The sequence below is a fragment of the Alkaliphilus flagellatus genome, assembly GCF_018919215.1.
Taxonomy (GTDB): domain Bacteria; phylum Bacillota; class Clostridia; order Peptostreptococcales; family Natronincolaceae; genus Alkaliphilus_B; species Alkaliphilus_B flagellatus.
This window is the reverse complement of the sequence record NZ_JAHLQK010000005.1, coordinates 258,635-281,008: the sequence shown is the minus strand read 5'-3', so window position 1 is coordinate 281,008 and position 22,374 is coordinate 258,635. Positions and strand designations below refer to the sequence as shown.

Below are 22,374 nucleotides of genomic sequence, written 5' to 3'. Positions count from 1 at the left end.
ATATTTTATATATTATAAAGCTGCCTCCAAAAAGCCAATCTAATCATAGTAGACAAAATTAAGTTTTGCTAGATTAAGATGGCGGGAGAGTGACACAAATGAAGAACTATAGAAAACTTAAACCAATTTCGGCAATAAGTTTATCTATTTTTTTTATATTTTTTGTATGCACATTAGCATTTGGAATTATTAGGAGTATACCTTCAGAGTATAATATACCAGTAGGTGATGAATATTCATTACAAACTAGGTTTCCTTTAAGTTTTTCCATGGATTCTGATGACATAGACAATATATTAGAAATAAATCAAGCAAAGAATATTACCAGTACATTATTAACTAAGAAGAGTATTTTTCAGCTTAAAACTCTTAAAAAAGGTACTGCTGATCTTCAGTTAAAGATACTGGGACTAATACCATATAAAACGGTAAAAGTTAATGTTGTATCTAAAATCCAAGTTATTCCTGGAGGAGAATCTGTAGGTGTGAAATTAAATACAGATGGTGTATTGGTTGTTGGAGTAAGTGAGATTACAGATGATAATGGTAGAAGTTATAACTTAGCATCTAATTCAGGAATAAAAATAGGAGATACATTAGTTGCAATTAATGATATAAAAATAAATAATGCATCACATGTTAGTGAAATTGTAAAAGCAAGTAAAGGAAAAGAACTTAATCTTACAATGAAAAGAGATAAGAGAGAGTTTAAAGCTAATATTTCTCCTGTTAAGGCAGAACAGGATGGACAATATAAACTTGGATTATGGGTAAGAGATAAGACAGCTGGTGTTGGAACATTAAGTTTTTTCCATCCTATTAGTGGAAAATTTGGAGCATTAGGACATGCTATTACAGATGTAGACACAGGGGCATTGCTGTCGGTAAAAGACGGAGAGATTATAAAATCTAGGGTTGTATCTATCGAACAAGGTAAGAGAGGAAAACCTGGAGAAATAAGAGGAGTATTTTATGAGACTAGTAATCCAGTAGGAAAAATAGAAAAGAATACTCAGTTAGGTGTATATGGTGAACTGTTTGCAGATATAGCAGGAATTAATAATAAAAATACCATGCCTATTGCATATCAACATGAAATACAAGAGGGGCCTGCATATATATTAACTACATTAGATAATAATAAAATAGAAAAATTTGATATAGAGATTACAAAGATAAATTTTCAAACAAAGCCAGAGGGGAAAAGTATGGTTATTAAAGTCACTGACAAAACATTATTAGAAAAAACAGGGGGAATTGTTCAAGGCATGAGTGGAAGTCCAATTATTCAAAATGGAAAAGTGGTAGGAGCTGTTACTCATGTTTTGGTTAATGATCCCACAAAAGGATATGGAATATTTATAGAATGGATGATTTCGGAATCGGGAATAAACGATAAAAATTGATAAAATAATTTAAAAAAAGTATAAATTTAAAGAAAAACTTAGAAAAATGTATTAATATTTTTAAAAAGAATTAGTCCATACTAGAAGGAAATAAACTCCATATGTCGAATATGTTAAAAGTCGCATATTTATAGATAAAATATATGTAGATTAAGGTTCAAGGGGGAGAATTTTGATGAATAATAAAAAGGTTAGGGTTTTAATTGCTGATGATAATAAGGATTTTTGTGATATTTTAAGTGAGTATTTGGAAAAGGAGGATGATATTGAAATAGTAGGAGTTGCTAATAATGGTAAGGAAGCTATAGAATTAATACCACAAAAACTACCAGATTTAGTTATACTAGATATTATAATGCCACATCTAGATGGATTAGGGGTGCTTGAGAAAGTTAATGTAATGAATTTAAGTAAGTTTCCTAAGTTTATAATATTGTCAGCAGTTGGACAAGATAAAATTACACAAAGAGCAATTAACTTAGGAGCAGATTACTATGTTATTAAACCTTTTGATTTTGAAATCTTTATTGAAAGAATTAGACAAATGACAGGAGAAGTTAATACTTCCAAAAATAATTTTGATCAAAAACGGCAAAATGTACAAAATCGTTCATCCTTAGTTACAAATAATCGTAGTTTAGAGGCAGAAATTACTAATATAATTCACGAAATTGGAGTTCCTGCACATATTAAAGGATATCTTTATTTGAGAGAAGCTATTACCATGGTAGTTGAAAATATAGAACTATTAAGTGCTGTTACAAAGGAACTGTATCCATCGATAGCCAAGAAGTTCAATACAACATCAAGTAGAGTTGAAAGGGCAATAAGACATGCTATAGAAGTAGCATGGAGCCGTGGAAAGGTAGATACAATAAACAATCTATTCGGATATACTGTTCATAATGATAAAGGGAAACCAACTAACTCAGAATTTATCGCCATGGTTGCAGATAAATTAAGATTGGAGCAACAAGTGGGTTAATATGGTTATTTAAATTGTTATAGCATGTGCAAGTTCATTGCAATCACTTAAAAAAGCTATAAACTATATTTTAGACCTATAAACTTTATAATAATAAACTTTTATGAACACCTCATATTTATTAGATTATATAGCCAATATTAATATTATAGAGGTGTTTAGTTTATTCTTATAAAAAAGCCAAAATTTGAGTTTGAAATTGAAAAGCTTATGCTTTTATACATAAAAAATCTAGCAAGGAAGCTCTTGGAATCCTAGGATTAGGCATTAAGACACTGGTTAAATAATTAAAGTAAACTTATAAAAATATTATAAAAAAAATCATTCAAATAAAAACTAATAGTTAGATGCACAGACCGTAATAATTTTTCTAAACTGTACGCCAAACTTAAACAACTAAAAATATTATAAGAAAACTCCTTATTAAAATTTCTATTTAGATTTTTGATAAGGATTTTTTTGTTGGCTTGCATATTTAGATTGTAAGCGATTTTTTTGATGTGGTAAGGGGATAGGTATCCCTATTAGTTAGTGCTTATAGGATGGTCGTAATATATAGGACTTTATTTTAAACCAAGTTTAAACTTTCTTCTTAATAGTTAATGTAACAAAATAGTTATTGTGTTACATTTGGCAAATGACTAAAAGCATTGGAATTTACAGACCTAAAAAAGAACTGGTTTTATTAAGTAACATATTGTATTGGAATATAACTTTAAATGTAATATAATATTTATTAGTATATTTGGGATAAGGAGGACAAAAATGAATACAGTACAGCCCATTCGTGATAAGAATAAAATAGAAGATATGAAAAATGAATTGTTAAAGTTAGGGTACAAGAATTATATACTATTTATTGTAGGGATTAATACAGGGTTAAGAATAAGTGATATATTAAATCTTAAAGTATATGATGTAAGAGATAGGTCTCATATCGCTATAAAAGAAAAAAAGACTGGAAAAGAGAAACGATTTTTAATTAATAGCCAGTTAAGGAAGGATATAGAGAAATTTATTTCTGGTATGAATAATGAAGAATATATATTTCAAAGTAGGAAGGGAAAGAATAGACCTATTTCTAGAGTGCAAGCTTATAGGATTCTTAATCAAGCAGCTGTTAAGGTAGGTATTAAGGAGGTTGGAACTCATACTTTGAGAAAGACATTTGGATATTGGCATTATCACATATATAAAGATGTAGCAATTCTTCAAGATATTTTTAATCACTCGGCTCCAAGTATAACTTTACGATACATAGGTATTAACCAAGATATTAAAGATAAAACAATAGAAGATTTTTATTTATAAATAGATATACCATAATTATATTATGTATACTTGTAGGTAAAATAATATAGTATATGCTATTGATTAATTTTAAAATAAGTGTAACTTATTATTTAAGTCATAAGTAAAAACTCTATTTGTAATATGTAATATAAAAAGTAATAGATAGCAAAATTAATTTTCGCTATCTATTACTTTTTTATACTTTCAAATGCAACATCTATTATATCTATATCATAACCTTTTTGATACAATGTATGTTTAACTTTTTTCTCTACTAAATAAGAGTTATTTTCTTTTTTGCTATACTTATCAAAGTATTTTTCAGCTAATTTTATCGCTTGTAATTGGTATTCTTCCTTATTAGAATCTATAGTGGATTGAACTTCGCTGTTTTGATCTAAATCATTCAAGCACGCATCTATAACTTCCCAAGTAAAGCCTTTACGGACCAATAGTTGCGATAATTTACTTTTCAATTGTTTTAACGGTAAATTTGATTTTTGATAAAAATATTTGTTGCTAATTTCTTTGGCAATTTTTATATTAACATCAGAGGAAAATAACTTTATACAGTCTTCGATTATTTCTAGAGAGATTCCTTTACTTATTAATTTTGATTTAACAGTATTTGAACTTTTCTTTCCTTCTGCTATAGCACTAGAAATATAGTTTAGTGCATATTGCTTATCATCTATATATTTATAGTAAATCAATTTCTCTAATACTTTATTTATAATATTATCTTCATAATCTTTTTTTAATAGATACATAGTAATTTCATAATGAGTGCGTGGCTTGAAGGATAGATAGTGTAGTGCAATTTGAAAAGCACGTTTTTCATTACTTTCTTCAATTAACTCTACTAAATTCTTTTTATCTATGTTCAAGCCTTCCTTTAATTTGTATTTTAATATAATTTCTACATCACAAGAAAGAGAATAAACATCATTAATGTACACATTAGCTCTATTTTTATTTTTATTTTGCAATTGAATCTTAGATATCTTATGCATTATTTCACCTCACTTAAAGCTACTTACGACACTATATTATATATCATAATTTTAAGTATTTAAAGTATTTGTATTTTTATAAGATTTGAAATTGTGCAAAATTACTATTACGGCAATTTTTATGATATAATCATGTGTAATTTATAATTGAAGTTATAGATTCAAGTGGATTTATACACATAACAAGAATGTTTATATTAAATATACAAATACTATATATAGAAACTATTGGAGGGAAGTCTATGCAAATTAAAGCTCCCGTAAGATTAGATAAAAAAACAAAAAGTTTAGTTAATAGATTAGAAGCAGGAGATATAGCAGTAATTGACCATGATGATTTAGATGAGGTAGCTGCAAATTCTCTTGTGAACAAAAAAATTTCAGCTATTATTAACTGTGGAAAGTCAATTAGTGGTAGGTATCCTAATTTAGGCCCAGGTATAATATGTAAAGCTAACATACCTATTTTTGATGTAATTAAGGGTGATTTATTTAGTATTTTGGAAGAAGGAAATACTATTGAAATAATAGATAATGAAATTTTTTTTGAAGGAAGATTAATTAGTAAGATTGAATTTTTATCTGAAGATAAAGTTAATGAATTACTTATGTTAGCAGAAGAAAATATAGAGATAGAATTAGAAAAGTTTATTGAGAATACTTTAGTTTACGCAAATAAAGAAAAAGACTTTATTTTAGGTAATTTAAAAGTTCCAAGCATTAAGACTGAAATTAGAGGAAGACATGTTTTAGTAGTTGTTAGAGGGCAAAATTATAGAGAAGACTTAAGTGCTATATTATCCTATATAAATGAAGTTAATCCTATTTTGATAGGTGTGGATGGTGGTGGAGATGCATTATTGGAATTTGGTTTAACTCCTCATATAATAGTTGGAGATATGGATAGTGTTAGCGACGAATGTTTAAAAAAATGCAATGAAATAATTGTGCATGCTTATCCTGATGGGAAAGCACCAGGTATGGATAGAGTAAAAAGCTTAGGATTAGAGGCAGTATCTTTTCCAGCTCCTGGTACTAGTGAGGATATAGCTATGTTACTATCTTATGATAAGGGAGCAGATTTGATTGTAGCTGTAGGTACACATTCGAACATGATTGACTTTCTTGAAAAGGGAAGAAAGGGTATGGCTAGTACTTTTTTAGTTAGAATGAAAGTAGGGTCTAAGTTAGTTGATGCTCGAGGGGTTAACAAGTTATATAAAAGCAGTATTAAAGCTAAGTATATTATTTGGCTTGTTATTGCTGCATTTATTCCAATAATTATGATAATGCTTATATCTAACCCAATTCAAAATTTATTTAAGTTAATGATTATAAGATTAAGAATGATATTCGGACTGTAGGGGGGATTTCATGGGTATTAATATTAAATATTATATTATCTCTATTGCAGCTATATTTATTTCATTAGGGATAGGTATATTTATAGGATTTAATATGAATGGACAAGAGTTATACTTAGAACAGCAACAAATTTTAGTTGATAGCTTAGAAAATAGGTTTAGCGAATTTAAAAAAGAAAAAGAAACATTAGAGCAAAAAATTCAAAGCTTAAGTACTGAAAAGGAAAAGCAAAATACTTTTATTGAAAATGTGTTTTACGAGGTTATTCATAATAAATTATCTGAGCTAGGCATTGCTGTTATTGAAACTACGGATCATTATTTTTACGATGATATTGATGAAACATTAAGACTATCAGGTGCTGATGTTCCTTTGCACGTAAAGTATACTGATAAAATATATACTGTTACAGAAGAACAATTAAAAGAAATTAATGATTTAATAGGAACTGACCTGAAAAAAAATGATGATTTTATTAATCTTATAAATAATGAAGTAACCAACTTCTTTATTTATAAAGATATGACGGATATTTTGAAGTTTTTAATTGATAATAAATATATTCTTTATAGCTTTAATTATAATAAAATAGATCAATTAAATATAGATAATATTATTATTGCCGGAGGAAGTACAAAAAATCAGGAAAATAAAACAGAACAGCTAGATATAAATTTAGTAAAGAATTTACAAGATAAAGGTTTAAATGTAGTAGGAGTAGAAAGATTGGATGTTGAATTATCGTATATTCCTGAACTTAAAAAATTAGACATTCCAACAGTGGATAATATTAATACCAAAATAGGTAAAATTTCTTTAGTATATGTGCTTAGAGGTGCTGAAGGTCATTATGGAGAAAAATCATCAGCTGAATCATTAGCACCATTTATTGTTACAGATCCTAGTTAGGAGTGAATATTATGAATAAAATAGTTTCAGTTATTGTACCCGCATATAATGAAGAAAATCGAATTAAGAGCACACTTTTAGCTTTAAAGGAGATTGATCACATTCAGCATATTTATGTAATTGATGATGGATCTACAGATAGTACATATATAAGTGCAAGTAGTGTTTCAGATGTGAATGTAGTGCGTCAACCTTTAAATAAAGGAAAGGGCCAAGCACTATATGAAGGATTAAGACTTGCACTAAATAATTCTGATATTATTGTATTTGCTGATGCAGATCTACAAGAGAGTGCCAAAGATGTTGAAAAATTAATATTTCCTATTCTAGAAAACAAAGCAGATGTTACAATAGCTAAGTTTCCATCTGCCAAACGAAAAGGTGGGTTTGGTTTTGTAAAGAAGCTAGCTAGAGAGGGTGTTTATATAAATACTGGTGTAAAAATAGATACTGTTCTTTCGGGACAAAGAGCATTTAAAAGAGAAGTTCTAGAACAAATTAATTATTCTTACACAGGATATGGTGTAGAATTAGGCATGACAATAGATATATTAAATAAAGGTTATAATATTATGGAAGTGGATGTAAATATGTATCATAATGAAACAGGCAGAGATTTGTCAGGATTTATACATCGTGGGAAACAATTTTGGCAAATATTAATGGTTTTAGTACCTAAAACCATTACAACAAAGCTGAAAAGAAGGTGATTTTTTGGAAATTATTATTTTTATAATTAGTTTGTTAACTACATTAGTGATAATTCCATTTGTTAAAGAAATGCTCTTGACAGCAAATATAACTGGAAGTAATTATAAAGGGCATAAGATTCCAGTTGGTATGGGAATTACATTTGTTCCAGTTGTTATTATCAATGGGATTTTGTTTAATTACTTTATTGGCAATAATGCTAATATGCAACAGTTACTATTAGTTTTTTTAATAGGTATTATGACCATGGCCGTAATAGGCTTAATTGATGATTTAATGGGAAATAGGGATACATTAGGCTTTAAGGGACATATTAAATCTTTATTGAAAGGAAAGTTAACTACGGGTGGATTAAAAGCTATAGTTGGTGGGTTAATTTCAATATTGATAGGTAGTTTATTTTCTTTTCACATAATAGAAATTGTGGTCAATTCCTTAATTATTGCATTATTTACAAATTTAATAAATCTGCTAGATTTAAGACCTGGTAGAGCAATAAAAGGATTTTTAACTATCGCTATACTATTCATAATTATTGGGTTATCAAAAGAAACTAGAATTATACTAGGTTCCATTATAGCCTATGCTATAGGCTATTTCCCACAGGATATAAAGGCAAAAAGTATGATGGGAGATATTGGATCAAATACCTTAGGTATTACGTTAGGAATTGTAGCCGTAATTAGCTATACTATGACTGTGAAATATATTATATTAGCTCTGCTAGTTTTGATTCATATTATTGCAGAAAAATATTCTATAACTGAAATTATTAAAAAGAATTCTATTTTAAATTTTCTCGATGAGTTAGGTCGTTATTAATATATTGTCTTAGATTAATTAAGCTCTATGAAGAGAGGAATACATATGATTAGTATAAAACGTGGTAAAGTGACAAAAATTATAAAAAAATTAGAAGGCCGTACTGATATTTTAGTAAATATAGATAATAAAGATGAAAATGCAATTAACTATGATTATTTAACTGGATGTATAGCAGTAGGTGACGAAGTAATTTTAAATACAACTGCTGTAGAATTAAATTTAGGTACTGGAGGATATCATTTTGTAATATGGAACTTAAATATTAGTAATCAAAGTATAGATACAAAAGGGCATATTATGAAACTTAGATACACTCCATTTCAGCTTAAAACATATGCAGTAGAAGAACAAGAAAGCCCTTATCATAAACTATTTCATGAATTTAAATCTTTAAATGATATGCCTGTGATTGTAGGGACATTACATAGTATGTTAGTTCCAATTTCATCTACATTAAAGTATTTAAACAATAATATAAAAATCGCATTTATTATGACTGATGGTGCAGCTCTTCCTTTGTATTTAAGTAATGCTATATACGAATTAAAAGAAAAAAATATTATTTATAAAACTATTACACTGGGGCATGCTTTTGGTGGTGACTACGAAGTTGTAAATATATACAATGCCTTAATTGCCGCAAAAGAAATTGCTAAATGCGATATTGCAATTGTAACTATGGGGCCTGGCATTGTGGGTACGGGGACACCATACGGCTTTACTGGAGTTGAACAAGGATATATAGCTGATGCTGTAAATGACTTAGGTGGTGTTTCTATTACTGTTCCTAGAATTACATTTAAAGATGAAAGAGAAAGGCATTATGGACTCAGTCACCATAGTTTAACTGTTTTGAGCAAAATAATGAAAACAAAGTCTAATATTGCACTTCCTAATTTTTCATTGGAACATGAAACTATTATTATGAAACAAATTAAAGAAAATAATCTAATGCAAAAGCATAATATATTTAAGGTTGAAAAAAATATACTAGAACAAGCTTTAGACCAATATGGACTTAAAGTTAAATCTATGGGAAGGAATCTAAAGAATGATCCAGAGTTTTTTGCTACTTGCAGTGCAGCAGCTATATACGCTGTTTCTCTGCTAAATAATCAATAATCAACTCTTGTAATGTAGATTCACAGCCTGAAATATTAAGTAGTCGCGGTAGAAGATCTTTAATTTTTCCAATATAGATTATTTTGTTATTAGTTATTTTAATCATATGAATGAACACCCCTTAATTTTTACTATTTTACTATTAGGTATGTCCTATTTTATTCACTAGGAGGAAAAAATATGACTATGGAAGAAAAGACTATGAAATGTGAAAGGGTTTACGAAGGAAGAATTATCAATGTGAGGGTAGATACTGTAGAATTGCCCGATAAGAAATATTCTAAAAGAGAAATAGTGGAACATCCTGGAGCGGTAGGAATAATTCCAATAACATCAGATAAAAAAATTATTTTAGTCAAGCAATTTCGCAAACCAGTAGAAGATATTTTACTTGAAATTCCAGCAGGAAAGATTGAACCCAAGGAAGAACCGTATATATGTGCTCTTAGGGAACTTGAAGAAGAAACTGGCTTTAAAACTGATACTGTAGAAAAGCTTTTAGAGTTTTATACAACACCAGGATTTTCAAATGAAATAATACATATTTATTTAGCTGAAAATCTTAAAGAAGGTATTGCTAATCCAGATGAAGATGAAAATATAGATGTTGTTGAATTGTCAATAGAAGAAGCTATGGAAAAAATAAATATAGGTGAAATAAAAGATGCTAAGACAATAATAGCAATACTTACCTATTTCAACTTATATAAGTATAAATAATCATAATATCAGTTCTTTTTATTAAAATTAATATATGGACAAGATAGGCATAAAACTTCTTAACCTAGCATAATGTTTTATATGAGTTTACTGAAGAAAGGAAGTCTGTTTATGCCTACTATTATGGATTCATTTAAAAAACATATAAAAAGTAATTTTATTATTTATTTTTTAATTATATTATGTCTTTTAATAGGTATATCTGTTGGAGGATTTACTGTAAAGGTTATTAATTCAAGCCATAAACAAGAATTAGTTGCCTACTTAAAAGGATTTTTTCAGCTTTTTCATAATGAAGAAATCAGAAGTGTTGATATATTTCTGCAATCATTAATTAATAACCTTCAACTACTGAGTTTAAGCTGGATATTTGGTATATTAGTAGTAGCTATCCCAGGAATAATTTTTATAATATGTTTTAAAGGCTTTGTAATTGGGTTTACTGTAGGTCTACTAATTGAACAGTTCAAATTTAAGGGTATACTCTTATTTTTATTAGGGGTATTACCTCAAAACTTAATTATTATTCCTATATTTATTACAGCCTCTACCCTCTCTTTGTCCTTTGCTCTGATGTTAATTAAAAATAAATTAAATAAATCAAAACAAATTAATTTTTATAAACAATTCTTAATATATACTACATCATATGTGGTACTTGCTTTATTGATTTTAATAGCTGTTTCTATTGAAACTTTTATCTCTCCTATTTTTATGAAAATTATCAGTGGATATATTCAATAAAATAATATATAGAATAATAAAAATCTTTGCAGGAATTTTATATATTTTGTTGAATAATTGATAGTATGTACATAATACGATGTTGCAAATAAAGGGAGTTATTAAAATGAAACAGTTAATATCGAGTTTTACTGTTTATTTAGACAAAGAAAAAAAATTATCACAAAATACCTTAGAATCATACAAACGTGATATAACTCAATATTTAACATATCTTAATAATAATGGGATTCTTGATATTTCTTTAAGCAATACAACCACTGTCATTACATATTTATTATATTTACAGAAAAACGGGAAATCTACATCTACTATTTCTAGAAATTTAGCTTCAATTAGAAGTTTTTATAAATTTTTGTTGTTGAATAAACAAATTGAAAGTGATCCTACTATTAATTTGGAAACACCAAAGACAGAAAGACGGCAACCTAATATCCTAACGTTACAAGAAGTTGATACCTTGTTAACACAACCACTAGAGCATACAGACAAAGGTATTAGGGATAAAGCAATGCTTGAACTTTTATATGCTACAGGTATAAGGGTAACTGAGTTAATCTCATTAAATATTGAAGATGTTAACTTGGATTTAGGTTTTATTAAATGTAGCAGTGGAGTTAAAGAACGAGTTATACCCATTGGTTCTATAGCATTAAATTCTTTAACTAAATATATTAATGATAATAGAATAAACTTTATAAAAAATCAGGATGAAGAATCTCTTTTTCTAAATTATTATGGGAATCGTTTGACTAGACAAGGATTTTGGAAGATCATTAAGGCATATACAGAACAGGCTAAAATAGGAAAAACTATTACGCCTCATACACTAAGGCATTCATTTGCAACCCATTTAATACAAAATGGGGCGGACTTAAGATCTGTTCAAGAAATGTTAGGACACTCTGACATATCGACGACACAAGTATATGCTCATTTGATGAAAAATAGAATAAAAGAGGTTTATAATAAAACTCATCCTAGGGCCTGATTACAGGTCCTATTTTATAGTATAAGAAATTTTAATGAAAGATATCTTGCCTAATATACTATGAAAATAGTAAATAGTAAAGTTTTTATTGCTATAGGAAAGTATACTATAAAAAATAAGCGTTGCAATAGGAAGATTCACATAATAAATAATTTTAAAATAAACTAAAAGGGTATAATAATTAAAAAAGAGGAGGGAAATTATGATTAACAGAGTAATTTTATTTATAATGGATAGTGTAGGTATAGGAGCTTTACCTGATGCTAAAAATTTTGGTGATGTTGGTGCAAATACATTAGGTAACATTGCTATAAATGAAGGTGGAATCAATTTACCTAATTTACAAAGACTTGGGTTAGGAAATATTGATAATATTGTTGGAGTAGAATCAATTGAATCGCCTTTAGGTGCTTTTGGTAGATCACTAGAGGTTTCTAATGGTAAGGATACTACAACAGGACATTGGGAATTAGCAGGTTTACACTTAACTGAACCTTTCAAAACCTTTCCAAAAGGATTTCCAAAGGATATAATAGATAAATTAGAAAATAAAATCGGTAGAAAAACTTTAGGAAATAAGCCTGCCTCTGGTACAGCAATATTAGATGAACTTGGCGAAGAACATATGAGTACAGGATATCCAATTGTTTATACTTCAGCTGATAGTGTATTGCAGATTGCTGCTCACGAAGAGATTATTCCTCTAGAGGAGCTATATAAAATATGTAAAATTGCTAGAGAAATTATGATGGGGGATAATGCAGTTGCAAGAATTATTGCTAGACCATTTATTGGGACCCCGGGAAGTTTTGCTAGAACTCATAATAGAAGAGATTATTCTCTAAACCCTACAGGGGACACAGTATTAGATATTGCAAAAAGCGAAGGCTTAGATGTAGTTGCAATAGGAAAGATAGAAGATATATTTAATGGAAAAGGCATTACAGATGCTGTACATACAATAGATAATATGGATGGAATTGATAAAACAATTGAGTATATACAAAAAAGCAGTAAAGGTATTATATTCACAAATTTAGTTGATTTCGACTCTAAATATGGACACAGAAGGGATCCAAAAGGCTATAAAGATGCTTTAGAAAATTTAGATATGAGGATTCCAGAAATATTAGATAGTATGAATGATGATGATATTATAATTTTTACTGCAGATCATGGAAATGACCCAACTTACAAAGGAAGTGATCATACTAGGGAATACATTCCAATTGTTATTTATGGAAATAAAATTAAACAAAATGTTAATATTGGAACAAGAAAATCCTTTGCTGATATTGCTGCAACAATTTCTGATATTTTTGAAATACAATCAACAGGTAATGGAGAAAGTTTTAAAGATATAATCATTAAATAATATTTAATAGGAGTGTTATATATGAAAGAATATTCTCAAAAAATTTTGGAAGCAAAGTCCCATCTAGAAAGCAAGATAAATTTAAAGCCAGCAATAGGATTAATTCTTGGATCTGGACTAGGTATATTAGCAGATGAAATCAAAAATTCGCACATTATTCCATATAAGGATATACCTAATTTCCCTATTTCAACAGTAGAAGGGCATGCTGGTGAATTAGTTATTGGAGAACTTATGGGAAAACAGGTAATTGCACTAAAGGGTCGATTTCACTACTATGAAGGCTATAGTATGGATAAGGTTACATTTCCAGTAAGAGTTATGATTGCTTTAGGTGTTGAGCAAATAATTGTTACTAATGCTGCAGGTGGAGTAAATAAAAACTTCGCTCCTGGAGACTTGATGATAATTGAAGACCATATTAACTTTGCATTTGATAATCCATTAATTGGACCTAATGATAATAAATTAGGAGTACGGTTTCCAGATATGTCTCAAGCCTATAATTTGGAATTAATAGATATAGCTAAAAGAGTTGCTAGAGAAAATAATATTAATATTAAAACAGGTGTATATGCATTTCTAACAGGTCCTACCTATGAAACACCTGCTGAGGTAAAGATGATGAGCATTTTAGGGGCTGATGCTGTAGGAATGTCTACAGTACCTGAAGTAATAGCTGCCGTCCATGGTGGTATCGATGTTTTAGGGATTTCTTGTATTACGAATATGGCTTCTGGTATTTTAGACCAGCCCTTAAGTCATGATGAGGTTATAGATACAACTCAAAAAGTAAAGAAAAAATTTATTACATATATTGAAGGAATTATAGAAAGCATTTAAGGGGGAGATATATTTGGAAAATTTATTAACGAAGCTTGAAAGCACAAAAAAATTTTTACTAGATTCCATAGATGAAAGTCCTAAAATAGGTTTAATTCTTGGATCAGGCTTAGGTACATTAGCTGATGAAATAGAGAACCCTATTGTTATTGATTATAAGGATATACCTAACTTCCCAGTTTCAACAGTAGAAGGGCATGCTGGACAATTAGTGATTGGAAAGCTAATGGGCAAACAGGTTATTGCAATGAAAGGTAGATTCCATTACTATGAAGGTTATAGCATGGATAAGGTTACATTTCCAGTAAGAGTAATGAAAGCTATAGGTGTGGAATTAGTATTAATAACAAATGCTTGTGGAGGGTTAAATCCAAATCTATACCCAGGAGCATTAATGATTATTAATGATCATATTAATATGACAGGAGATAATCCATTAATTGGTCCAAATTACTCAGAATTAGGGCCAAGATTCCCTGATATGTCTAATGCATACGATAAGGATCTAATTAAGCTAATACATAAAGTTAGCAAAAGAATTAATGTCCAAACTCATGAAGGAGTATATGTTTCTATTAGTGGACCAAATTATTTATCGAAGGCTGAATTAAGGATGATGCAAAAATTAGGGGCAGATACTGTTGGAATGTCTACTGTTCCAGAGGTAATTGTTGCAAAACATAGTGGAATGAAGGTAATAGGTATATCCTGTGTGACTGACATGGCTATTCCAGATGAATTAGAATCAATAAGTCATGAGCAAGTAATGGAAGTTGCCAATAAAACTAGACCTAAATTTATTAACCTAGTTAAAGAAGTCATTAATGAGGTGACCTTATAATGAGGATGTATGATTTAATATTTAAAAAGCGTAATGGTGGTGTTTTATCTAAGAAGGAAATAAATTATTTTATTAAAGGATATACTGATGGTGACATTCCAGATTATCAGGCATCAGCTCTATTAATGGCTATATATTTCCAAAAAATGAATGAATGTGAAACTGCCGATTTAACAGAAGCAATGATGAACTCTGGAGATATCATTAATTTAAATGCTATTAATGGAATTAAGGTAGATAAACATAGCACTGGTGGCGTTGGTGATAAAACAACTATTGCATTAGCGCCTATAGTGGCTGCTTGCGGTGTACCAGTGGCTAAAATGTCAGGGAGAGGTTTAGGTCATACCGGCGGAACTCTTGATAAATTAGAATCTATTCCTGGATTTAGTGTAGATATGGCTATAGATAAATTTATAAATAATGTTAATAATTTCAAAATCGCTGTTGCAGGTCAAACAGCTAATTTAGCACCTGCAGATAAAATAATATATGCATTAAGGGATGTTACAGCTACAGTAGATAATATTTCATTAATAGCAAGCAGTATAATGTGTAAAAAACTCGCATCTGGAGCAGACTCTATAGTGCTGGATGTAAAAACTGGTAGTGGTGCATTTATGCAAAATATCGATGATGCTTTTGAGTTGGCTCAGGAAATGGTTAAAATAGGGAACAATATGGGTCGCGATACTATTGCTCTAGTAACAAATATGGATCAACCTTTAGGTAATGCAGTTGGAAATAGTCTTGAGATTAAGGAAGCAATAGAAACTTTAAAAGGTGGCGGACCAGAAGACTTTAAAGAACTATGTATAACTTTAGGCTCCTATATGCTTCTGTTAGCTAGATGTGTAGAAACAGTGGAAGAAGGAAGACGAAAAGTAGAGAATGTTATTTCTACAGGAAAAGCCTTTGATGTATTTAAAACATTTGTTATAGAGCAAGGTGGAGATGTAAGCTATGTAGAAAATATAGATTTATTTCCAAAAGCTAAAGGAGTATATGAGCTAAAGTCTGAAGCAACTGGTTATATTAATAAAATAGAGGCAGATGTTGTGGGATTAGCTGCATTAACATTAGGTGCAGGTAGAGAAACTAAAGAAAGTGTTATAGATCTTACGGTGGGAATTGTATTAAATAAAAAAGTTGGAGATTATGTACAAGCTGGAGAAACACTAGCATATATACACTATAATAATGATGATAAGAGAAAAGATGCAACAGAAAAATTAAAATCAGCATATTTAATTGAAGAAGCAAGTCGATCAAAGTCACCTTTATTGTTTGGTATAGTTACTTGTGATGGAATAAAGAGGTTATAAAACTACCTCTTTATTCTTTTTTTTATTTACTTTTTTACTTACTGCATAACAAAATAGCTGGCTGGAAACCCTAACATTAAATACGTAATAAGGAGGATAATAAATGAGGAAAAAATTTAATATGTTTTTGTGTACATTGGTGATAATTTCTTTACTTTTGCCAGCCTATAATGTTAGCGGAGAGGAACAACCCTTCGATATAAATAGTAAGTCGGCATTATTAATGGATGCAGGTACAGGAACAATTTTATACGAAAAGAATATACATGAACAACTGCCTCCAGCGAGTGTAACTAAAATTATGACCATGCTTTTAGTAATGGAGGCTATTGATAATAATAAGATTACTCTTAATGATAAGGTTGTTGTTAGTGAACGAGCTTCTAAAATGGGTGGTACTCAACTTTATTTAGAGCCAGGAGAAAATAAGACAGTAGAAGAACTAATGAAAGGTGTAGCCATACGATCAGCTAATGATGCTTCTTTGGCATTGGGTGAATATATTGCTGGTACCGAAGAACTATTTATACAGCAAATGAATAATCGTGCTAAAGAATTAGGGATGAAAAATACAACATTTATTAATACAAATGGATTACCAGCAGAAGGTCATGTAACAACAGCATATGATATAGCCTTAATGTCTAGAGAGTTATTAAAACATAAGGATATCCATAAATGGCTTACAACCTGGATGGATACGGTAGTAGTTGGTAAAAGGCAATCGCAACAATCATTGGTTAATACAAATAAACTAATTAATACCTACAAAGGAGCCAATGGTATTAAGACTGGATATACAAGTGAAGCATTACATTGTATATCTGCATCAGCAACCAGAGGAAATACTACATTTATTGCTGTAATTATGGCTGCTCCAACTTCGCAGGTTCGTTTTGCTGAAGCATCGAAGTTATTAGATTATGGTTTTGCTAATTATAACAATGTGGAAATTGTTAAAAAGGATAGTATTATAGGAAATGTTATGTTAAGTAAGGGTAAAAAAATACAGGTAGATGCAGTTGCAAAAGATGATTTGAATACTTTAGTTAAAAAAGGTGATGAGGCTAATGTTCAAAAAGAAATAATACTTCCTCCATCTATTATTGCTCCAGTATTACAAGGCGATAAATTAGGAGAAATTATAGCTAAAATAGATGGAAAGGAAATAGGTAGGGTAGATATTGTATCAAAAGAAAGTATAGAGAAAGCTTCAATAGTGAATATATTAGGAAAAATGTTTAATAAAATGATGGGAAAGTAAAGTAGAGTAGTACATTTGTACTACTCTACTTTTTATAGCATTATATGTATGATATAATTATGTAGTATAGTGAAAAGTGATATGTTAGAGAGTATAGAATTTTTGACAATAGTAACTCATATTTAAAATTTTTAAAATTGTAGAAATTATTTATAACCAAATAAAATTATTTTTGTTGTAGGAGAATTCTTAAGGTGTTAATATTAAAACTTGATATCAATAGATATATATTTAGTCTCTGAAGGAGCTTGGATTGAGAAAATAAGAAATTTACGATTATTTCAATAAGAAATACCAGACTAAAAGCTGGAAGAGAATATATACTTAACTGATAATAAAATTGAAAGGGCGAAAAAGTTAATAATGCTAGTGGGGAGATAATAATATGTTTAGTTTTGATTTAAGTCGTATTTTATTAAATTTACCTATAATATTGATTGCTATAACATTACATGAATTTTCTCATGCCTATAGCGCGTTTTTATTGGGAGATCCAACAGCAAAGCATTATGGAAGGCTAACATTAAATCCAATATCACATATTGATATTACAGGTTTTTTATTATTAGCATTTGCTGGCTTTGGTTGGGCAAAACCAGTACCAATTGATCCTAATAATTTTAAAAAAAGAAAATTAGGATATTTTATTGTATCTATAGCAGGGCCGATATCTAATATTTTGTTAGCTATTATATTTACAATTTTACTTGGAATTCAAATTAAATTTATTGATAGTGTAATTATTAATAATATAATTAGTTATGGTATTATAATTAATATTGTATTAGCTATATTTAACTTATTTCCAATCCCGCCTTTAGATGGTTCAAAACTACTATTGATACTACTTCCTAGTAGATTTGAAGAAAAATATTATCATATTCAAAAATATAGTTATATATTTTTGTTTATATTAATTTATTTTAGAGTAATTGATAAGGTCCTATATCCAATAGTGAATTATTTGATTGGTTTATTATCCCATGTAGTAATGATTATAGTATAGGAGGATATTATGGCTTATAATGTGAAAATTGAGGTTTTTGAAGGACCTTTTGATTTACTGTTTCACTTGATAGAAAAAAACCAAATAGATATTTATGATATACCTATGACAGAAATTACTGAACAATATATTTCCTACATAGAAAAACTAGAGGAATTAAATTTAGATATTACTAGTGAATTTTTAGTAATGGCTGCTACTCTTATTGAAATAAAATCAAGAATGTTATTACCTATACAAATAACTGAAGACAAACAACTTGAGATTGAAGATTTAGATCCTAGGGACGAACTTGTAAGAAGGTTATTAGAGTATAAAAAATATAAAGGCGCAGCTGAAGAATTAAAAGATAAAGAACAGCGATATCAAAGGATATACTTTAAGCCTAAAGAAGAATTCATTTTTGATGAAGCAGATCAGGCACAATTTGTAATGGATTCTATTGGAATAACCGATCTTTTATCAGCTCTAAATAGATTTATTGAAAAAAAATTAAAAACAATATCACCTGAAAAAACAATAAGAGAGATGCAAAGAGATATAATTACAATTGAGGATAAGATCAATGAACTTATTTGTTTATTAAATAAAAAAAAGCAAATTCGGTTTCAAGATATGTTTTCAAATTTATCAAGTAAAATGGAAATAATAACTACTTTTTTAGCCCTTCTTGAACTGATTAGGTTAAAACAAGTGATTGCAAAACAAAATATTGCTTATACAGATATTATTATTGAGCTAAGAAACAAAGAAGAACAGGGAGTGCAAACTGATGGATAAAGATGAACTAAAGTCAGCAATTGAAGCTATTTTATTTGCTTGGGCAGATCCGTTATCAGCTAAAGATTTAAGTGATATTTTAGGTGTGGGAACCAAAGAAATAGCAAGTATTCTTAAAGAGATGATAGATGAATTTAATTATAATAAGAGAGGTATTCAAATATTACAAATGAATGATCACTATCAGCTATCAACAAGACCAGAGCACCATGAACATTTACAAAAACTCTTTGTGCCTAGGCAGAATAGAGGCCTTACCCAAGCAGCCTTAGAAACATTAGCAATTATTGCCTATAAACAACCAATTACTAAAACAGAGATTGAAGAAATTAGAGGTGTAAAGAGCGATAAGGCAATAGGAACCTTGCTAGAAAAAGAATTGATAGAAGAGCAAGGAAGATTAGAAAAAACAGGAAGACCTATTTTATATGGTACAACAATTAATTTTTTAAAGGTATTCAGCATAAAGTCTCTAAAAGAATTACCAAGTATTAATGATTTTGATTTATCTACGAATGAAGATTTAGTGAGAGATATATATGATAAATAAAAAAACAAATAGTAAGGATTATAATCCTTACTATTTCCATTGTAATGTATGTTGTTTATTTATAGTATTAATAGCATTTCTCGAATAATTTTAGATGCTACAGCTGTAGAAACTCCAGTAGAATCATAGTCAGGCGCTAGTTCTACAACATCTGCTCCAATAATATTTAAAGTAGATAGTTTTTTAATAATTGTCATCATATCTGTAAAGGAGATACCTCCAGGTTCAGGAGTTCCTGTTCCAGGAAAGATAGATGGATCTAGTATATCTAAATCGATTGTTATATAAACAGGCTTATGTTTTATTAAATTAATAACTTGATCCAGCATCTCATATCCAAATTTATTTAATGTAGTGTGACCTGATTCTGCCCATTTAAACTCTTCTTTTAAACCTGAACGGATTCCAAATTGATAGATTCTATTATCTCCAAGGATTTCCCAAACTCTTTTAATAACAGTAGCATGTGAAAGTTTTTCACCCATATAATCTTCTCTTAAATCTGTATGGGCATCAAAATGCAAAATAACTAAATCTTCAAACTTTTCATTTAGCGCTTCAACTACAGGAAGTGTAACTAAATGCTCTCCACCAATCATTAAAGGCTTCTTATTTTCTTCTATAAGTTTAGTAGCAAATTCTCTAATATTACTTAGTACCAAATCTCGATTACCAAATACAAAATCTAGGTCACCTGCATCATGAACATGTTTGATTAGAAGGTCTCTATCTAAATAAGGACTATACGTTTCTAAACCGTAAGAATCAATTCGGATTCTACTAGCTGCAAATCTTGAACCAGGTCTAAAAGAACTTGTTCCATCGTAAGGAGCTCCAAAAATTACAATATCTGATTTCTCATAATCTGCATCACAACCAATAAATGAATAATTATTAAACATTTCCATTTTCAATTTTCTCCTTAACATAATTAGGTAGAGCGAATGCACCTAAATGGAGATCTGTATTATAATACTTTGTTTTTAGGCCAAGATTATTCCAATCCTCTGCCTTTAGATCTTTTAATGGATCTAGGGTTTTAGAGGCAAAGCCAAATAACCAATATCCTGAAGGATATGTTGGAATTTGTGCTTGATATACTTTAACAATTGGAAATATTTTTTTAAGTTTTTGATTTGCTCTTACTGCTTCCTTAGCAAACTGATCGTAGACTGGGCTTTCATTTTGATTAATTAAAATGCCATCTTTAGTTAATGCTTTAAAGCAATCTGAATAAAATTCTGTAGTAAATAATCCTTCGCCAGGGCCAATAGGATCAGTTGAATCAATAATTATTAAATCATAAATATTTTCCTTGTTTTTCATAAATGCAACGCCATCTTCATAGTATAATGAAAGTCTACGATTACTTAATTCAGATGAAATGGTGGGAAAGAACTCCCTAGATACATCACATACAAGTTTGTCGATTTCAACCATATCTACGTGTTCAATATTTTTATATTTCATTATTTCTCTTGCAGTGCCACCGTCACCGCCACCAATAATTAAAGCTGTTTTAATATTAGTATTAACTGCCATAGCAGTATGCACAATCATATCGTGGTAAACAAACTCATCTTTTTCTGTAACCATAACTAGTCCATCAATAGTCATTAATCTTCCATATTCATATGTATCTAACACATCAACAGTCTGGAAATCACTTTTTGCAGAGAATAAATGTTCTTTTACTTTTAATGATAATCTAACATGTTCAGTTTGTTCTTCCGTATACCATAATTCCATAATAATTTCCTCCTATCATTAAATAAGTTATTAATAGTATTGGCAAAATAAATAGTATCAAACATTAAAATATCAAGAAAGCATAGGAGCCTTCTTGATATTAGTACGAAACACTCAATATAAAATAAGTAAGAATTAAACAGATACTTTGTATTTTATATCTTTATATTTGTTGTTAGAATGTTTTCTAATGTTATCAATAATACCTCTAGGTACTTCATCTGTATCTGTTTGTTCTGCATCAAGTTTATCTTTTAAGTATTCAAATGCTAACCATGGGTCTACATCTCCACCACAAGTAAACACATCTATAGAAGCATAACCATATTCTGGCCATGTATGAATAGTAAGATGAGATTCTTGTATTACAACAACACCACTTACTCCCCAAGGGTTAAACATATGAAAATTACTGGTTACAACCGTGGCATTTGCTGTCTTAGCTGCTTCAACCATGTATTTTTCAATTAACTTATGATCATTTAAAGTATCTAGATTGCAGTTGTAGAATTCTGCTAATATATGTGTTCCTAGTTTTTCCATCTTAATAAAACTCC

At 29.2% G+C, this 22,374-nt stretch carries 23 protein-coding genes; 19 read left to right on the top strand and 4 right to left on the bottom strand.

What is annotated here, in order from left to right; all coding sequences use genetic code 11:
• The first annotated feature begins 98 nt into the window (after positions 1-98).
• From spoIVB to KQI88_RS14100, 3 genes are all read left to right on the top strand, one after another.
• Positions 99-1,406 carry a SpoIVB peptidase gene (gene spoIVB / locus KQI88_RS14110; protein WP_216418381.1) on the top strand — a complete coding sequence of 436 codons (1,308 nt, stop codon included), beginning with the start codon at positions 99-101 and terminating at the stop codon, positions 1,404-1,406.
• Between the two features lie 175 nt (positions 1,407-1,581).
• Positions 1,582-2,391, top strand: coding sequence for a sporulation transcription factor Spo0A (gene spo0A, locus KQI88_RS14105; protein ID WP_216418379.1), 810 nt, complete (start codon positions 1,582-1,584; stop codon positions 2,389-2,391).
• A 765-nt stretch (positions 2,392-3,156) separates the two neighbouring features.
• Positions 3,157-3,702, top strand: a complete 546-nt coding sequence (locus tag KQI88_RS14100) for a site-specific integrase (RefSeq protein ID WP_212377922.1) — start codon at positions 3,157-3,159, stop codon at positions 3,700-3,702.
• Between the two features lie 170 nt (positions 3,703-3,872).
• On the opposite strand, the gene KQI88_RS14095 is transcribed toward KQI88_RS14100, so the two are convergent.
• Positions 3,873-4,697 (bottom strand): regulatory protein RecX, encoded by an 825-nt coding sequence (locus KQI88_RS14095; protein ID WP_216418377.1) that lies wholly within the window; start codon positions 4,695-4,697, stop codon positions 3,873-3,875.
• Positions 4,698-4,939: 242 nt separating this feature from the next.
• On the opposite strand from KQI88_RS14095, the gene steA reads away from it, so the two are divergent.
• The 16 genes from steA to scpB all read left to right on the top strand — a co-directional run bounded on the left by steA (position 4,940) and on the right by scpB (position 20,068).
• A complete protein-coding gene (steA, locus tag KQI88_RS14090) occupies positions 4,940-6,061 on the top strand; it encodes a putative cytokinetic ring protein SteA (protein ID WP_216418375.1) in 1,122 nt (373 codons plus the stop codon).
• A gap of 10 nt (positions 6,062-6,071) precedes the next feature.
• Positions 6,072-6,971 (top strand): copper transporter, encoded by a 900-nt coding sequence (locus tag KQI88_RS14085; RefSeq protein ID WP_216418373.1) that lies wholly within the window; start codon positions 6,072-6,074, stop codon positions 6,969-6,971.
• Positions 6,972-6,982: 11 nt separating this feature from the next.
• Positions 6,983-7,681: a glycosyltransferase family 2 protein gene (locus tag KQI88_RS14080; protein ID WP_216418371.1), complete on the top strand. Its 699-nt coding sequence runs from the start codon at positions 6,983-6,985 to the stop codon at positions 7,679-7,681.
• A gap of 4 nt (positions 7,682-7,685) precedes the next feature.
• Positions 7,686-8,504, top strand: a complete 819-nt coding sequence (locus tag KQI88_RS14075; protein WP_216418369.1) for an MraY family glycosyltransferase — start codon at positions 7,686-7,688, stop codon at positions 8,502-8,504.
• A 45-nt stretch (positions 8,505-8,549) separates the two neighbouring features.
• Positions 8,550-9,629 (top strand): DUF3866 family protein, encoded by a 1,080-nt coding sequence (locus tag KQI88_RS14070; protein WP_216418367.1) that lies wholly within the window; start codon positions 8,550-8,552, stop codon positions 9,627-9,629.
• 180 nt (positions 9,630-9,809) lie between these two features.
• Positions 9,810-10,349: an NUDIX hydrolase gene (locus tag KQI88_RS14065; RefSeq protein WP_216418366.1), complete on the top strand. Its 540-nt coding sequence runs from the start codon at positions 9,810-9,812 to the stop codon at positions 10,347-10,349.
• A 111-nt stretch (positions 10,350-10,460) separates the two neighbouring features.
• Complete coding sequence (gene spoIIM / locus KQI88_RS14060) at positions 10,461-11,093, top strand: stage II sporulation protein M (protein WP_216418364.1); 633 nt, start codon at positions 10,461-10,463, stop codon at positions 11,091-11,093.
• 106 nt (positions 11,094-11,199) lie between these two features.
• Complete coding sequence (gene xerD / locus KQI88_RS14055; protein WP_216418362.1) at positions 11,200-12,084, top strand: site-specific tyrosine recombinase XerD; 885 nt, start codon at positions 11,200-11,202, stop codon at positions 12,082-12,084.
• A 202-nt stretch (positions 12,085-12,286) separates the two neighbouring features.
• Positions 12,287-13,459 (top strand): phosphopentomutase, encoded by a 1,173-nt coding sequence (locus tag KQI88_RS14050; protein ID WP_216418360.1) that lies wholly within the window; start codon positions 12,287-12,289, stop codon positions 13,457-13,459.
• Positions 13,460-13,480: 21 nt separating this feature from the next.
• Complete coding sequence (locus tag KQI88_RS14045) at positions 13,481-14,302, top strand: purine-nucleoside phosphorylase (protein WP_216418358.1); 822 nt, start codon at positions 13,481-13,483, stop codon at positions 14,300-14,302.
• A 13-nt stretch (positions 14,303-14,315) separates the two neighbouring features.
• Entirely contained in the window at positions 14,316-15,143 is an 828-nt protein-coding gene (locus KQI88_RS14040) for a purine-nucleoside phosphorylase (protein WP_216418356.1), read from the top strand.
• Positions 15,143-16,468 (top strand): pyrimidine-nucleoside phosphorylase, encoded by a 1,326-nt coding sequence (locus tag KQI88_RS14035; protein WP_216418355.1) that lies wholly within the window; start codon positions 15,143-15,145, stop codon positions 16,466-16,468. The genes KQI88_RS14040 and KQI88_RS14035 overlap by 1 nt, the downstream gene beginning before the upstream one ends.
• A gap of 103 nt (positions 16,469-16,571) precedes the next feature.
• Positions 16,572-17,732, top strand: a complete 1,161-nt coding sequence (locus KQI88_RS14030; protein WP_216418353.1) for a D-alanyl-D-alanine carboxypeptidase family protein — start codon at positions 16,572-16,574, stop codon at positions 17,730-17,732.
• A gap of 385 nt (positions 17,733-18,117) precedes the next feature.
• Entirely contained in the window at positions 18,118-18,738 is a 621-nt protein-coding gene (locus tag KQI88_RS14025; RefSeq protein WP_216418351.1) for a site-2 protease family protein, read from the top strand.
• Between the two features lie 9 nt (positions 18,739-18,747).
• Positions 18,748-19,518, top strand: coding sequence for a segregation and condensation protein A (locus KQI88_RS14020; RefSeq protein ID WP_216418349.1), 771 nt, complete (start codon positions 18,748-18,750; stop codon positions 19,516-19,518).
• Positions 19,511-20,068 (top strand): SMC-Scp complex subunit ScpB, encoded by a 558-nt coding sequence (gene scpB, locus KQI88_RS14015; RefSeq protein WP_216418346.1) that lies wholly within the window; start codon positions 19,511-19,513, stop codon positions 20,066-20,068. The genes KQI88_RS14020 and scpB overlap by 8 nt, the downstream gene beginning before the upstream one ends.
• Positions 20,069-20,127: 59 nt before the next feature.
• Here scpB and speB read toward each other — a convergent pair whose 3' ends face one another.
• The 3 genes from speB to speD all read right to left on the bottom strand — a co-directional run bounded on the left by speB (position 20,128) and on the right by speD (position 22,360).
• Positions 20,128-20,976, bottom strand: a complete 849-nt coding sequence (gene speB / locus KQI88_RS14010; protein ID WP_216418345.1) for an agmatinase — start codon at positions 20,974-20,976, stop codon at positions 20,128-20,130.
• Positions 20,963-21,817: a polyamine aminopropyltransferase gene (speE, locus tag KQI88_RS14005; protein ID WP_216418343.1), complete on the bottom strand. Its 855-nt coding sequence runs from the start codon at positions 21,815-21,817 to the stop codon at positions 20,963-20,965. The genes speB and speE overlap by 14 nt, the downstream gene beginning before the upstream one ends.
• A gap of 135 nt (positions 21,818-21,952) precedes the next feature.
• Complete coding sequence (gene speD, locus KQI88_RS14000; RefSeq protein WP_216418341.1) at positions 21,953-22,360, bottom strand: adenosylmethionine decarboxylase; 408 nt, start codon at positions 22,358-22,360, stop codon at positions 21,953-21,955.
• Between the last annotated feature and the right edge of the window lie 14 nt (positions 22,361-22,374).

Coding starts and splice junctions, on each gene's coding strand:
- KQI88_RS14050 (WP_216418360.1), top strand. CDS start 12,287: ATGATTAACAGAGTAATTTTATTTATAATGGATAGTGTAGGTATAGGA.
- speD (WP_216418341.1), bottom strand. CDS start 22,360: ATGGAAAAACTAGGAACACATATATTAGCAGAATTCTACAACTGCAAT.
- KQI88_RS14085 (WP_216418373.1), top strand. CDS start 6,072: ATGGGTATTAATATTAAATATTATATTATCTCTATTGCAGCTATATTT.
- KQI88_RS14095 (WP_216418377.1), bottom strand. CDS start 4,697: ATGCATAAGATATCTAAGATTCAATTGCAAAATAAAAATAAAAATAGA.
- KQI88_RS14025 (WP_216418351.1), top strand. CDS start 18,118: ATGTTTAGTTTTGATTTAAGTCGTATTTTATTAAATTTACCTATAATA.
- steA (WP_216418375.1), top strand. CDS start 4,940: ATGCAAATTAAAGCTCCCGTAAGATTAGATAAAAAAACAAAAAGTTTA.
- xerD (WP_216418362.1), top strand. CDS start 11,200: ATGAAACAGTTAATATCGAGTTTTACTGTTTATTTAGACAAAGAAAAA.
- spoIVB (WP_216418381.1), top strand. CDS start 99: ATGAAGAACTATAGAAAACTTAAACCAATTTCGGCAATAAGTTTATCT.
- KQI88_RS14070 (WP_216418367.1), top strand. CDS start 8,550: ATGATTAGTATAAAACGTGGTAAAGTGACAAAAATTATAAAAAAATTA.
- speB (WP_216418345.1), bottom strand. CDS start 20,976: ATGGAAATGTTTAATAATTATTCATTTATTGGTTGTGATGCAGATTAT.
- KQI88_RS14020 (WP_216418349.1), top strand. CDS start 18,748: ATGGCTTATAATGTGAAAATTGAGGTTTTTGAAGGACCTTTTGATTTA.
- KQI88_RS14100 (WP_212377922.1), top strand. CDS start 3,157: ATGAATACAGTACAGCCCATTCGTGATAAGAATAAAATAGAAGATATG.
- speE (WP_216418343.1), bottom strand. CDS start 21,817: ATGGAATTATGGTATACGGAAGAACAAACTGAACATGTTAGATTATCA.
- scpB (WP_216418346.1), top strand. CDS start 19,511: ATGGATAAAGATGAACTAAAGTCAGCAATTGAAGCTATTTTATTTGCT.
- KQI88_RS14065 (WP_216418366.1), top strand. CDS start 9,810: ATGACTATGGAAGAAAAGACTATGAAATGTGAAAGGGTTTACGAAGGA.
- KQI88_RS14045 (WP_216418358.1), top strand. CDS start 13,481: ATGAAAGAATATTCTCAAAAAATTTTGGAAGCAAAGTCCCATCTAGAA.
- spoIIM (WP_216418364.1), top strand. CDS start 10,461: ATGCCTACTATTATGGATTCATTTAAAAAACATATAAAAAGTAATTTT.
- spo0A (WP_216418379.1), top strand. CDS start 1,582: ATGAATAATAAAAAGGTTAGGGTTTTAATTGCTGATGATAATAAGGAT.
- KQI88_RS14080 (WP_216418371.1), top strand. CDS start 6,983: ATGAATAAAATAGTTTCAGTTATTGTACCCGCATATAATGAAGAAAAT.
- KQI88_RS14030 (WP_216418353.1), top strand. CDS start 16,572: ATGAGGAAAAAATTTAATATGTTTTTGTGTACATTGGTGATAATTTCT.
- KQI88_RS14035 (WP_216418355.1), top strand. CDS start 15,143: ATGAGGATGTATGATTTAATATTTAAAAAGCGTAATGGTGGTGTTTTA.